Below are 14,222 nucleotides of genomic sequence, written 5' to 3'. Positions count from 1 at the left end.
CTAAATACATGCCATTAACAGCAGATACCTTGCAAAATTCTCCATTATGTCAAAATACGTTTGATTTTTACATAGAGTGACAAATGTTATTTTGCTAACAATCCTAAGATAATTAGCACCAAAATTACGCAAATGCTTTGCCAAAAAATAACAGGATCTCTTTCAATGAGAGGCGGCTTAGTTTTACTTAAAAAGCTTTTACTAGGTTGGCTTAAATCAAAAATGAATTCTGATAATTCTTGATAACGTTTATAAGGGTTTGGGTGTAGCGCTTTTCTCAAGGTGTCATCTACCCAGGCTGGAATTTCTCTTTCATCATGCAGGGCTGATTGATAGTGTAATTTTTTCTGAGCTGATTTAGTTCGAGCTAGAGAAGCTTTAATTCCATAGGGTAACTTACCAGTTAACATCTGGTAGGTGATAACAGCTAAAGAAAACAAATCCGATTTAGAAGTGCCCACTTCACCTAAAAAATACTCTGGGGCTGTGTATTGCACCGTCCCTAAAATACTGTCATGCTCAATTGACTGTGTCATTTCCATTAGGCCGGCCACTTTAGTTGAGCCAAAATCAATTATTTTTACCACTCCCGCCTTATCTATCATGATATTTTCTGGGCGTATATCTTGGTGCAACATTTCTAAGCGGTGGAAGGCTTGCAATCCAGTGGCGATTTGCGCAACTATTTCCCTAACACTTTGTAAACTAGGTTTAGGGTTATCACGCATCCATTGCGTAAGAGTTTGCCCCTCAATATATTCAAAAGCCGTAAACAAAAAATGGCGTTTGCGCGTAACCTCACATGGTTTAAGCACATGAGCACTGCTTATACGCTTGGCAATCCACTCCTCCATTGAAAATCGTTCGAGGTGAGAAGGCTCATCTTTTAAATCTATGGATGGCGCCTTTATCACCACAGGTAAACTAGACTCTCCCATTAAATCTTCAGCTAAATAAACGTGGCTGCGACTAGTTGAGTACAATACTCGTAATATTTTAAATCCATCAAATTCTTCTCTCACATCCATAACCGGAGGAAAAGGTAACTCAGTGAGCTCTTTAATACGCTCAATAGCATCTTGGCTGGGTAGGCCATCGACTCTTATAACTTGTACACTGAGATTATCATCGCTACCCTCACTTAACGCATAATCAGCTATTTTAGCAGCAGCTTCGTCTAAGTTGTCGGCATTTAAGCCAACAATCTCGTACATTAGGTCTTTATCCACACACTCATAAACGCCATCGGTAGCCAGTATAAAAACATCACCAGTTTCTAGTTGAAGAGAGCTATGATCTAATTCTAGTTGGCGAAACATGCCCATTGCACGGCTTAAATAGCTTTGCTCATTAGAAACCCAAGTACGATGGTCTTCAGTTAATACACTTGCATTACCATCACGAAAGTGAAAAATACGGCTATCACCAATATGAAAAGTATAAGCTGTGTTAGATTTAATAACTAAGGCACTTAAGGTACAAACATAGCCCTTATTTTTATCAAATCTATGTTCGCTTTTTTCAGTTTGAGAGTGTAACCAAGTGTTGTTTGCGGTAAGTACCCGCTCTGCAGACTTTTTAACGGACCAGGTTTCAGAAGTGCAATAATAATCTTCTAATAAACTTCTAACTGAAGATTCACTGGCAATATGACTAACGTCGCTACTGCTTATACCATCTGCGATAGCAGCAACAATTCCTTTAGTGGATAGCTGGGGCTCTGAAGGCACCATCACACCATAAAAATCCTGATTTACAGCTTTGCGGCCTTTGTCAGAATACTGCCCAACCGATACAACTAATTGACTGGGCATGGTGTGAGGCTCCTTACTATTTACACTATAATTTAATAACTTTTATAAGGTAAAAACTTACCTGTCATGGTGATTTTAACTCTATCACCTTTTGGATCTTCCTTGCGGCTTAAGTCCATATCAAAATCGATTGCACTCATTATCCCATCGCCAAACTCTTCATGAATTAGCGCTTTAAACGTTGTGCCATAAACATTAACCAACTCATAAAATCTATAAATAAGTGGATCTGTTGGCACTGCTGTAGGCAGGGAGCCTTTATAAGGTACCACTTGCAACTGTGCAACAGCTGCAGGAGGTAAGTCTAGTAGCTCACCTACGGTTGCTGCCTGCTCAGCTGTTAATGTCATTTGACCTAACAAAGCTGCGGTAGTCCACTCTTTACTCTGACCTACTGCTTCAGCTAGTTGTGGCCAAGTTAGGTTCTTAATTTGTTTTTGTAAAACAATGAGTTCGGTAACTTGATTACGGTCCATAATATTACTCACTTTTTAGTAAATAAAAAATGATACTTGCTATGAGTAAAACAGGCTGTTGAACTGAATTAACTATAGCAAGCACCAAAGGGAAATTAAGCGTTACGGGCTTTACTTTCACGAACATGAGTGAAGTAAATAGGTAAACCTACAAGTAAAAATCCACCAGCAAGGTTACCTAAAGCAGTAGGGATTTCATTCCAGATAAAGTAATCACTTATCTCAAATGCTCCACCCATTATCATAGAGAATGGGAACAAGAACATGTTTACAATTGAGTGCTCAAATACCATAAAGAAGAACAGCATGATTGGCATCCACATAGCAGCCATTTTAGCGCCAGCAGAAGTAGAGATCATAGCGCCAACTACGCCCATAGATACCATCCAGTTACATAACATGCCGCGGATAAAGATAGTAAACCAACCACCTAAACCTTGCTCTTTATAGCCTAAGGTTCTTGACTCACCGATTGACGATACTTTTTCAGCAATGATACCGCCATCAATCTGATAACCATAAGTTAAAATGAAAGACGCAAAAAATGCTGTCGTTAATGCACCTGCAAAGTTTCCACAAAAAACTAATCCCCAGTTACGCAGCATACCTTGAATAGTACAACCAGGTCTTTTGTCAATAACGGCAAGAGGTACTAATGTAAATACCCCAGTTAATAAGTCATATTTCATCAAGTACAGCATGATAAAGCCAACAGGAAAAAGTACAGCTCCAAGTATTGGACTGCCTGTTTTTATAATCACGGTAATTGCGAAAAACGCTGCTAGAGCTAAGATTGCTCCAGCCATAAAGGCTCTAACAAGTGTATCTTTGGTAGACATGAAAATTTTCTGTTCACCAGCATCTACCATTTTGGTAGCAAATTCTTTGGGTTCTAAGTAAGACATTCTCAACTCCTGATTTTTATTTTTAAGTTTAATGTGTGATTTTTAGCAAAAAAAAACGTCCATAAACTCACTAGCGCTAGCTAATGAACTTATGGACGTCGTTATCCTGTGAATCTTTTATTTTAAGCCACTATTGGCTTTGATTCAGATTTACCAAAGCAAAGTTTGGGCCAATCACTTTTTTTATAATAAAATTGGCGTTTAAAGCCAATACAAATAGGCACTCCCGGTTAAACAATCCCCCAAATAAACGCCAACTAATCTAAAAAGAATAAATGCCACAGATCAAAAATAGTTCATAACGCACCTCAAAAGTGCGCAGTTTTTAAACACAACATTTCTATTTAATTAAGAAAGTAGAAAAAGGAAGCTTTACTATAGAAAAACTATGCCCCATAAAATATGGGGCAAATAGGCAGGAACAATTATAGGGTTTTAACTCCCTCTCCCTCCATTTTGTCTTGGGTTTTATTTTCAAAATCACTAGCATCATTGCGCTGGTGTAACTGCTCGGCTGGATCTCCCCAGGTTCTGTTAACCATTTTCCCTCTTTTAACAGCTGCTCTGGCATCAATTTGCTTAGCCCAGCGAACGACATTCTTATAGGTGTCGACTTGTAAAAACTCTGCTGCATCGTAGAGTTTGCCAAGCACTAAAACACCATACCAAGGCCAAATAGCCATATCGGCTATGGTGTACTCATCACCACAGATAAATTCGTTATCAGCTAATTGTCGGTCTAAAACATCTAGTTGGCGTTTAATTTCCATAGCATAACGGTTAATCGGGTATTCGTATTTTTCTGGCGCATAAGCGTAAAAGTGTCCAAAGCCACCTCCTAGCATAGGCGCACTGCCCATTTGCCAAAACAACCAAGATAAACACTCTGGCTTTCTAGCTGGATCACTAGGTAAAAAGGCATTAAATTTTTCAGCTAGGTACAACAGAATAGCCCCAGATTCAAAAACACGAGTAGGAGGCGAGGTGCTGTTGTCCATAAGTGCGGGGATTTTTGAATTAGGGTTAATATCGACAAAGTCACTACCAAATTGATCACCCTCCATAATATTTACTATGTAGGCGTCGTACTCAGCATCTTTAATACCAGCAGCCAATAACTCTTCTAACATCACGGTAACCTTTACACCATTGGGCGTAGCTAATGAATGTAACTGTAAAGGATGCTTACCAACTGGTAAGGTTTTATCATGGGTAGCACCTGCTATAGGGCGATTGATATTGGCAAATTTACCGCCACTACTCGCATCCCATGTCCAAACTTTAGGGGGGGTGTAACTTTTATTAGTCATAAAATTCTTTTTCCTCATAGTGCTATAAGGCAAACCTTGGTTTGCCACAGACTGTGGTTATTTTTATATTAGAACGATGACACCTTCGAATAATTCCATAAAAACATTATTCTTTTATGCCATGTGCCAAAAGCGTGAATGCGTATTCTTCTGCTGAGTCTTTTAATTGTACATATCGCCCTGTATTAGAAAAATGTCCAGCACCCATATTCATGCGCATGACTAACAGGTTTTTATCAGTTTTTGTGGCTCGTAATTTAGCTGTCCATTTGGCAGGCTCCCAATAGGTCACTCTAGGATCATTTAAGCCACCGGTGACAAACATAGGAGGATAGGCTTTCGCCTCTATATTATCGTAGGGTGAATAACTCTTTATATATTCAAAAGAAGCTTTACTAGTAATTGGATTGCCCCACTCACTCCACTCTGGCGGCGTTAAAGGTAAGCTTGCATCTAACATAGTATTTAATACATCAACAAAAGGTACGCCTAGCTTAACCGAACGCCAAAGCTCAGGCGCTTGATTTACCACAGCGCCCATTAACTCGCCACCCGCACTGCGCCCGCTAATAGAGATATTTCCTTTGGCCACATAATTTTTGTCAATCAAAAACTGCGCTACATCCACAAAGTCATTAAAAGTGTTTTGTCGTTTAGTTAGCTTGCCATCTAAATACCATTGATATCCCATTTCATCACCGCCTCTGACGTGGGCAATAGCAAAGGCAAAACCACGGTCGAGTAAACTTAATGTGTTTGGCACAAAGGTAGGCTCCATGCCTATTGCATATGCGCCATAACCATATAAATACATAGGCTGGCTAGCATCTTTTTTAAACCCCTTTTTGTAAACAATAGAAACAGGTACCTCAACCCCATCTCTGGCTGGAGCCATCAGCCTTTCGGTGTAATATTGAGTTTTATCATAACCCGAAGGTATCTCTTTAATTTTTCTAAGGGTCAAGGCTCTGCTAGCTATATCAAAATCATAGACACTCTCTGGGGTGATCAAAGACTCATATGTAATACGCACATGTTGCTGATTAAATTCAGGATTATGGCTTAACCTAACACAGGCTACTTTTTCAGGAAGTGGGATATCAAATCCAGGTTTGTCGTAAGGCAAAATACTTAATGACTGTATACCTTTTACACTGTTTGATACTGCTACAAAGTCTTTAAAAACTTGAAAACCTGTAAGGTATTTATCATCTGAACCAGCGATAAAGTCTTGCCAACTTTCATATTTTGGGTCGAGGTCACTTACTTTAGCAAGTCTAAAGTTGGTATGAGTATCGTTACTTAATAGATAAAAGAATCCATTACCATGATCCACCTCTAACAAGAACTTTTGTTCACGCTTACTTAGATACTCAGGGGCTTTAGTTAAATCATCTAAATCATACACCAAGGATTCAGTCGCTTCAGAATTACCCGACTGAATGACCAAATACTCGTCACTACTGGTAGGGTGAAAACTTAAAGAATAGGCGTCATCATGTTCTTCTTTTAAAATATGATCTTGTTGCTGAGTGTTTCCTAATGTATGCAAATTCACACTTTTAGTTCGCAAAATCTCTTCGTCTAACAAAGTATAAATGAGGCCTTGGTTATCTGTAGTGAATAAAACTGAGCCGTAAATATTTTGCAGATTGTCATCCAGGTACGCACCGGTAAGCAAACTGAATATTCTTACGGTGTATCTTTCACTACCATCTGTATCATATGAATAAGCCAACCAATTATTATCAGGGCTAACCTCAATAGTGCCTAAGTCAAAATACTCAAACTCTTTAGCTAATATATTCTCATCTAAAATGATCTGTTCTTCAGAGCTACCTAAGGCTCTTCTGACCCATACGCGGTAATCTTCGCCCGCTCTAAAATACCATCGGTATTCAAAACCGTTCTTTTGCCAAGGTACGGAAGTTTCAGCATCGCTAATACGGCCTTTAAACTCTTCAACTAAACTGCTGACTAAGGCCTGATTCGGCTCTATGAACCTTGCATAATATTGATTTTCAGCTTTTAGATAATCCAGTACAGGTTCGTCATCTACAGTGGGGTAACTTTTATCTTTCAACCAATGGTAGTTATCCGAAATTTCAATTCCATGGTATTCAGCTGTGAAAGCTTGTTGTTTTGCAATTGGCGCGGGTACTGTTAATTGAGTTAGTGGTGGAAATGTTTTTTGCTCAGTGTTTTGTTTGGTCACGTCAAAAGGCTCACATGAGAGAAATAAGACATTAATTAAGGTAATAATTAACAAGTACTTGGGGGGGTAATGAAACATAACTTTATATCCTTATAAATTAGTCAATTTAAGTGTCAATCAGAAAGGCTTAGCTACACCTCAAATCTACTTTACTCCTTTAACAAAAAAAGCCCAAACATTAGTGTTTGAGCTTTCTATATTGTTTACAAATAGTGAAACCAAGCTTTACTTTAGTATTCCCACCATGATTGTTGCCACCACTCTAAAAACTCTTCAAAATCGATAGACCCATCATGGTTCTTATCAATTAAGTTAAAGCCTTCTTCAACGTGGCTGGCTTTGGTTTTGGGTGATAAAACTGTTAATAATTCAATAAACTCTTTCAAGCCTATTTCACCATTACCATCAGCGTCAAAAAAATCAAACTCTTTACGAGCTTCGGCTATTTTCTCAGGAGCTAGTTTTTGTTCAGATTCAGTATTTAAAGACATAGTTTCTTCAACTTTTAATTCAATGGCTTAAGTCTAACGCTTATCACAAGTCAGTGTCTATGCACTATTGTGAACAAGGAGCAAAAAAGGTAAATAAATCACCCTTTTAGCCGTTACTTTTCCCCATAGCAGTGCGCTGAGCACGACGTGCAGCACCTTTTTGTTGGCGTCTTAGCTTAATTGCCTTGCGAGCTTCTGTGCCTAAATGCTCTTCCTTTCGCTCACGAGCAAGGTTAACTTGCTTCTCTCGCTCTCTAAAACGCGCTATCTGTTCATCACTGTGAGTACCGAAACATTTAGGGCAACTTACCCCAGATTCAAACTGTTCGCTTTGTTTATCTTCTTCAGTAATAGGTAAGCGACAGGCATAACACTGGTCATAATCACTTTTTTCTAAATCATGATTAACGGCAACACGGTTATCAAATACAAAGCAGTCACCTTCCCACATAGTGTCTTCTTTAGGCACATCTTCTAAATATTTAAGAATGCCGCCTTCTAGATGGTAAACCTCTTCAAACCCCTGCTCTTTCATATAAGCAGTTGATTTTTCGCAGCGAATACCACCGGTACAAAACATCGCAACTTTCTTATTTTTGCTTGGATCTAAATTCTCTTTTACATACTGGGGAAATTCTCGAAATGAATCTGTTTTAGGGTTAACAGCATGCTTAAAGGTACCGATTTCAATCTCGTAATCGTTACGGGTATCAATCAACAATACATCAGGGTCAGAAATCAGAGCATTCCAATCAGCGGGTTTAACGTAGGTGCCCACTGTTTTACGAGGGTCGATCCCTTCAACACCCATGGTCACGATTTCTTTCTTTAACTTTACTTTAGTGCGGTGGAACGGCTGAGTGTCATCTAAAGATTCTTTTACTGATATTGGATTCAAACGCTCATCAGCATTTAGCCATTCTAGCAAAGCATCAATGGTCTCTCTAGTTCCTGAAACCGTACCATTTATTCCTTCTTCAGCAAGAAGCAAGGTACCCTTGATATTCTTAGACTCCATAACCTGGAGTAAAGGTTGGCGAAGCTCTTTGAAGTTTTCAAGAGAGACAAATTTATATAACGCGCATACGACAAATTTAGATTGTTCAGACATAATATTACCTGCGGTTTGGGGCGTAATCCCAGAGCAAAAAATTAGGGTGCGGATGGTAGCAGATTGATGTGATTTTCGTCAAACAAGACACAGCAGTTACCCAAATCCCGAGTAGTATTGCCGTCACCTCTTTGAATCAGCTTTGCTGGTTGTTTATTTAGTTAAGCTGCTATATAACAGCAGCTCTACTTTAGTAATCAAACTGAACCTAAATGCCAGCACCTAACCCATCAAAAATAAAGGCATTTGCCACACCAGAAGCGCTCAATAACTGGTTAAAACAACACCACCAGAGTGAAACTGAGCTTTGGGTTAAAATATTTAAAAAGCACACAAAACTGCAAAGTGTTACTTGGGATGATGTAGTGATAGAAGCCTTATGCTGGGGCTGGATTGACGGCATAAAAAAATCACTTGATGAGCAAAGCTATCTACAACGCATAACTCCAAGATTACCTCGGAGCAATTGGTCCAAAAGAAACACAGAACATGTAGAGCACTTAATAGCGACAGAGCGCATGATGGAGCCTGGGATGGTTCATGTTCGAGCGGCTAAAGCTGATGGCCGCTGGGAAGAAGCCTATGTAGTAAGTAAAATGGAAGTCCCAGCAGATTTCATAGCAGCACTAGATACGCAGCCTAATGCAAAACGCTTTTACGCCACCCTTAATAAATCTCACAGAAATACCATTGCCTATAGTCTAACAAGTGCTAAAAAGCCTGAAACTAGACACAAGCGTTTTACAAAGTTTATTACTATGCTAACCAATAAAGAAAAACCCTAGTAATAACTGAGGGTTAGGTAAGTAAAGCTAGCTGTTACGCTACTACCATAAAGTAAAAAAGCGGCTATGACCGTATTATTGTTTGCTACTAAACAGGAATTTCATCTGACGATAAGTCATAGGAAGAAAACTTTCTCTCCATCAGACCGTATTTTTTGGCACTATCACGCCAAGGTATAACATGATCTGCATTAAGGTGGCTTTGTAAACTTTCTCTGTCTGGCCATAATTCGGTAAACCTGATTAGGCCTTTATCGAAAGGATCTTCTGCAACATCATAAGCAATGCAATTATCTTTCTCTCGGGTAGCATCAACAAAACTCTTAAGATGGGGTAATACCAACTCAATATTTTCTGCTGGAAACCTCAGTATCCCAAACACCACGACTTTAACTTTCATAGAAACTCCAAACTGTAATATTTAGGTAACCTCAAGGTATGCAATATGGCTATCTTTGTAAACTGTACCAAGCTATTTATTAGCCACCTACGTAGCTCTTTAGACCAATGAGTTCAAAAAGTGTATCTTCGATAACTTCTAACTCTTCTTCTCGGTCAAACCCTTTACAACCATGGTAATGATAAATGGTTTTCTTAGTATTGGCATATTGCAAAGATAGAACAGTACTAGGGTGATCTGTCCATTGCTCTTGGCAGGGGCTTTCTTTTTCAGACCATCCATAGTTATCGCGAAACGTTTGAAAATCGCTGCTATCTAACAAACGTATGATATTTTGAAAAAGGTCAGAATCCTTTGGAAGCCTATGTATTCCAGTTAGCTCTGTATGGGCTTCGCCATTAAAAACAATTACGCCATCTGAAAACACATTTACCTCATAGACTGGGCAAGTACCAAAACAAGGCGTTGTAGACAGACTAAATACATCGGTGGTGCTTGGATTAGCAGCTAGACTGAATGCAAAAAGCAGCACAGATAAGATAACACTTTTCATCGATTCACCCTCAACATATAAACATTACTCATACCTATTTGGAGTGCATTTGTAGCCACTATTGATAATGGTCGTTCTCGTAAAGTCTTATCCATAAAACTGCTATTAGTAAATTCATCAATCAATTTATCCAGATAGCGAACAATACCCATAAGAGGTCTTCGACCTCCTCAACATGCCCCCACCACATTGCCCAAAACACAATAATATTCAGTTAAAGTTAGCGACCTAATAGTTATTGCCAATACGCAGCTAACCACTATAACTAGTCTTTACTCTAGCTAAACCTCAGCTTCTGGAACCTTAATTCGTAATTTTGCCATTTTTTCATAATAAGGTTGTACGGCCTCTACAACTTTTAATTGTTGCTCGTTCAAAACAAAATCTTGCTGAATATAAGGTGAAAAGCCAGTGGATTTTTCTACACTGTGGTACCAGTGTTTTGCCCACACGCCATCGGACTCTCTGGGGCCTTTTGGCCACGCTAGCATCCCTGTATCAAAGGGTATCGCTAACGCCTTACACACTTCTGACAAAATATACTCAGGATGTTTAAGCACATCATTTGAATCAATAACAGGAATACTCTGTCCAGTAATTTGCGTAATCTCGTCATATAATTCGGCTTGCCTGATAATACCTATATCTTGAGCGCTACACTGGCCCATACTATTTGTGTATGAGTTAACCACTTGCGCTGGATCGCGAATTAAAAAGCAGTGTTTGAAGCTTTTGGTCCACCCTAAATCAACATCATCTAACATATGGTGAGTCATATGTTTTTGATATTGAAACTGGGTTATACAGTCGCCCTCGGTTAATTGCTTAACAACCTTTTTGTAATCAGTACTTTGCTCAGCGAGAATATCCTCAAAACAGGGATGAGGACTTTGGGTTTGCTGTAAATAATAAGCATAAAAAGGCTCATCGATAACCTGGCAGTCGCTACGGTTTTCCCAACTACGCATCATGGCGGTAGAAATATTACGAGGGCCAGACCACATGGCGATTCGGGTTGTCATAATTATTACTCTCTTTAAAGATTAGTTTTTTACAAGCCAATTCAAATGTTAAAACTCTGCTTCGACGTTAAAGGTCATCAACTCTTTGCTTTTGGGGTGCCTAATCGTCAGGCTTTGTGCATGCAAATGTAAACGGTGAGTTCTAAGGCCGTACAAATCATCTCCAACAATGGGCATATTTAACCCTTCGCCGTGAGCACAATGTAACCTTAATTGATGGGTCCGGCCTGTGTAAGGTTTCAACAACACTTTAGTTTGATTTATATGGGGGAAACGTTCAATTACCTGCCAAAATGTCTTAGCTGGCTTACCATCTTGCTTACATATTATTTGCCTTGGCCTGTCGTAATAATCCCCTCGCATAGGCAGGTTTATCTCACCTTGTTCATGCTCTGGTATCCCCTCAACTAATGCAACATATTCTTTATGAACATCTCGCTGTATAAATTGCTTTTGTAAAAATTTATTGGCTCTTGGGTTAAGGGCTAACACCATTAATCCAGAGGTAGACATATCTAACCTGTGTACGATTAAAGGCCCAGTTGCTTCTGGAAATTGCTGTTTTATCCGCAAATATACTGAGTCAGAAATATCTTTCCCCGGCACAGATAAAAATTCGGTAGGCTTATTAACTATCACTATATCTTCATCTTGATAGACGATATCTAAAATTTTACCTGCGCCACAATTTTGAATAAGGGGGTTATCTTCTACATCTAACCCCTGCAGCATGTGCTTTAAAATTGGATGGCATTTACCCATACAGGCTGGGTAGTATTGCTTATGCTTTCTTATTTCGGATTTAGGCGAAGCGCCCCACCAAAACTCAGCCATAGCCAAAGGCGTAAGATTTTGCTTAAAAGCATAATGTAAAAGCTTGGGCGCAGCGCATTCCCCCGCTCCTGCTGGAGGCGTATTAAGTGGCGTTTCAGCAAATATATCGAGTAGACTTTTTGGCACTAAAGCTTGATTCAAAAACTGATACTGAGAGAATATTTTGTTTTGTAAATTTGCTGAGAGTTGTTTTCTTTGAAGCTTTAAGGAAGCAATTTCATGGGTTAGTTTTACAAGTCTTTGCTGTACGTTTTCTATAGCACTTTCAGACTGTTCAGTTAAATCTCTTAGACGCCATTTATCGTAAACACTTTGTTTCGCCAACTCGCCAAGGGCGTCTTCATTTTTATCACTTTGGATGGCTAGCGTTTTCCGCTTAGCTTTTCGGGCCTTACGGTTTGCAATCAACTCCTCTTTGAGGGAGTTCAGTTTACAGTTAAAATCACTTTTAACCTCATCTAACTGCTTGGTTAAGTTTAGCAGTTCGGGGGCATTTTCTTGGGTTTCTATTTGTTCGTTTAATTGATAAATCGCGAGCTGTTCGGCCAAGAAAAAGCTATCTTTAGCTAACAAATCAAATACGGGAGGCACAAAGCCTTTCAAAAGATTTTGCTTGGCTAATTTACCTGAGAATGCCGTTATAAACCCCAACTCGCCCTGAGCATTTTTTACCAACAATACCCCAAACATTTTCCCAATAATTAAGTCAGGATCATCGCCCAAACCAAAGTTATGATACCAAGACGTTTGAGACTGCAAATACTTTTGTACTTGCTCTGCAGCAAGCACGCACAGAGGATGCGGCTCATAATAAAACGGAAAGGTAAAACGTTCTGGTAATGCATAGTTTTCAACAGATTCTGTAAAATAGGTAAAGCAACTATTTTCAAACTCTTGTGGGTAAGTGGTAGAAGTATTCAAATTTTAAGAAGCCGTGATAATAGTTGAACCTGACGAATGCCCTCTTTGAGACACCTAGCTCAACGGGTCTCAAAGAGTGTGATTAACAAAAAACTAAGGTTTAATGGATACCTCTTTTTGTTTGTAAATAAGTAGCAAAGCTGCCCAGCCAATGGCTTCCCATGTAATGCATATCGTGAATAACTGAATTAATACCTGCTTCTTTATGGTTTTTAGCAGCACTAACAAGGGCGTTTACACGAGGGTCTTGTTTATTCAGTGCAGAGGCAATACCTTCTAACATCCAGGCACGGCTTAGGTTTAAACCATCTAGATGTGCAAGTTTACCATCACTTTTATCCGCCACAGTAGCCACAGTCAACCAGTTCGAGCTGCCATCGGTAGGTATACTCGGTAAAAAGTCGCCTAACCATTTAGCGTACTCTGCTGCAGGTAACACTCGGCGCATTAAATCAGCTTCAGCAATGCAAGGAGACAAAAAGTCTTGCCCTGAAGGCTCATAACTCAAAGGACAATTTACGTCATTTATATATAAACGATTTACAGTTGTAGTTAATAAATTTCGAAAATCTTGATTTTGCGCTGTAATACTCCAATCTAGCATTAACCCAAAAGCAAAAGCGGTTTGGCTATGCTCACCTACTCGAATAGGAAAAGCCAACTTAGGTAGCCAATCACTCACATTTGCAACAATCTTATCCTCTAAGGGTTTAAGTGTCGTTAACCACTGTTTTGCTTTAGGGCTATCCCATTGGCGTAACTCACCCGTGAGTTGTAAAAACCAAGCTAAGCCGTAAGGGCGCTCAAAACTCGTTCCGGTATTAGGGCGATTAAAATATGCAAGCTCTGCTGTAATATTGTCTTTGGTAAAACTTTCATCAAGGCTATTTATAATATCTTGATAGTGCTTGTTATTAGGGTACTGACTAGCTATACGAGTTAACAACCAATGGCCATGCACAGAAGAGTGCCAATCAAAACACCCGTAAAATGCCGGATATAATTGCTTGGGAGTCTTAACATGCTCATCTTTCGTCATCATGTGTTTAATAATATTAGGATATTCTTTGTGAACGCACTCAAGGGCTAACTCAGCAAAACGATTCATCACTTGGGTTTGGCTAGGAGCAGAAGGTTCAGTCGCTTGCTGGCTAAAAGTAGTCACGCTGTAAAAAACCGCTAATACACATACAATTTTTAATTTCATAATGATTACTTGCAAATATATAGACCTAGTTGGTGAAAAAGAATAAACGCTCCAGACAAGCATAGCAACAAAAGCAAAAAATTAAGACTAAAGTATTAATTACCCCAACCATTATATTTTACCTTTAAGTTTCAAATAGATAGACATCTACATTCATTGAAAAAAAGTCATTGCATCC

At 39.2% G+C, this 14,222-nt stretch carries 13 protein-coding genes; 1 reads left to right on the top strand and 12 read right to left on the bottom strand.

The features are described 5' to 3' along the window. Positions 1–86: 86 nt before the first annotated feature. The 7 genes from ACMUMK_RS04005 to ACMUMK_RS03975 form a co-directional block, all read right to left on the bottom strand. Positions 87–1,814: a protein kinase domain-containing protein gene (locus tag ACMUMK_RS04005; RefSeq protein WP_414699830.1), complete on the bottom strand. Its 1,728-nt coding sequence runs from the start codon at positions 1,812–1,814 to the stop codon at positions 87–89. Positions 1,815–1,846: 32 nt separating this feature from the next. Further along, entirely contained in the window at positions 1,847–2,290 is a 444-nt protein-coding gene (gene cynS, locus ACMUMK_RS04000) for a cyanase (RefSeq protein ID WP_414699829.1), read from the bottom strand. Positions 2,291–2,385: 95 nt separating this feature from the next. Beyond that, the gene (locus ACMUMK_RS03995) at positions 2,386–3,195 is read right to left on the bottom strand and encodes a formate/nitrite transporter family protein (protein ID WP_414699828.1); all 810 of its coding nucleotides are present in this window, start codon (positions 3,193–3,195) and stop codon (positions 2,386–2,388) included. Between the two features lie 425 nt (positions 3,196–3,620). Beyond that, on the bottom strand, positions 3,621–4,505 hold the full coding sequence (gene yghU, locus ACMUMK_RS03990; RefSeq protein WP_414699827.1) for a glutathione-dependent disulfide-bond oxidoreductase: 885 nt from the start codon (positions 4,503–4,505) through the stop codon (positions 3,621–3,623). Positions 4,506–4,611: 106 nt separating this feature from the next. Next, on the bottom strand, positions 4,612–6,798 hold the full coding sequence (locus tag ACMUMK_RS03985; RefSeq protein ID WP_414699826.1) for a S9 family peptidase: 2,187 nt from the start codon (positions 6,796–6,798) through the stop codon (positions 4,612–4,614). Between the two features lie 152 nt (positions 6,799–6,950). Further along, entirely contained in the window at positions 6,951–7,211 is a 261-nt protein-coding gene (locus ACMUMK_RS03980) for an EF-hand domain-containing protein (RefSeq protein ID WP_414699825.1), read from the bottom strand. Between the two features lie 106 nt (positions 7,212–7,317). Next, positions 7,318–8,322, bottom strand: coding sequence for a rhodanese-related sulfurtransferase (locus ACMUMK_RS03975; protein WP_414699824.1), 1,005 nt, complete (start codon positions 8,320–8,322; stop codon positions 7,318–7,320). A 212-nt stretch (positions 8,323–8,534) separates the two neighbouring features. On the opposite strand from ACMUMK_RS03975, the gene ACMUMK_RS03970 reads away from it, so the two are divergent. After that, the gene (locus ACMUMK_RS03970) at positions 8,535–9,107 is read left to right on the top strand and encodes a YdeI/OmpD-associated family protein (protein WP_414699823.1); all 573 of its coding nucleotides are present in this window, start codon (positions 8,535–8,537) and stop codon (positions 9,105–9,107) included. Positions 9,108–9,195: 88 nt separating this feature from the next. On the opposite strand, the gene ACMUMK_RS03965 is transcribed toward ACMUMK_RS03970, so the two are convergent. The 5 genes from ACMUMK_RS03965 to ACMUMK_RS03945 all read right to left on the bottom strand — a co-directional run bounded on the left by ACMUMK_RS03965 (position 9,196) and on the right by ACMUMK_RS03945 (position 14,044). Continuing rightward, positions 9,196–9,507: a putative quinol monooxygenase gene (locus ACMUMK_RS03965; RefSeq protein ID WP_414699822.1), complete on the bottom strand. Its 312-nt coding sequence runs from the start codon at positions 9,505–9,507 to the stop codon at positions 9,196–9,198. Positions 9,508–9,586: 79 nt separating this feature from the next. Further along, positions 9,587–10,060: a DUF6438 domain-containing protein gene (locus ACMUMK_RS03960; RefSeq protein ID WP_414699821.1), complete on the bottom strand. Its 474-nt coding sequence runs from the start codon at positions 10,058–10,060 to the stop codon at positions 9,587–9,589. Between the two features lie 281 nt (positions 10,061–10,341). Then, a complete protein-coding gene (locus tag ACMUMK_RS03955; protein ID WP_414699820.1) occupies positions 10,342–11,082 on the bottom strand; it encodes an HAD family hydrolase in 741 nt (246 codons plus the stop codon). A 48-nt stretch (positions 11,083–11,130) separates the two neighbouring features. Continuing rightward, the gene (locus ACMUMK_RS03950; protein WP_414699819.1) at positions 11,131–12,837 is read right to left on the bottom strand and encodes a pseudouridine synthase; all 1,707 of its coding nucleotides are present in this window, start codon (positions 12,835–12,837) and stop codon (positions 11,131–11,133) included. A gap of 100 nt (positions 12,838–12,937) precedes the next feature. Next, positions 12,938–14,044 (bottom strand): DUF2891 domain-containing protein, encoded by a 1,107-nt coding sequence (locus ACMUMK_RS03945; RefSeq protein WP_414699818.1) that lies wholly within the window; start codon positions 14,042–14,044, stop codon positions 12,938–12,940. Positions 14,045–14,222 lie beyond the last annotated feature (178 nt).

The organism is Paraglaciecola sp. 2405UD69-4, from assembly GCF_047525415.1.
GTDB lineage: Bacteria > Pseudomonadota > Gammaproteobacteria > Enterobacterales > Alteromonadaceae > Paraglaciecola.
The sequence above is the reverse complement of the archived record's forward strand: the minus strand, read 5'-3'. Positions and strand labels throughout refer to the sequence as shown.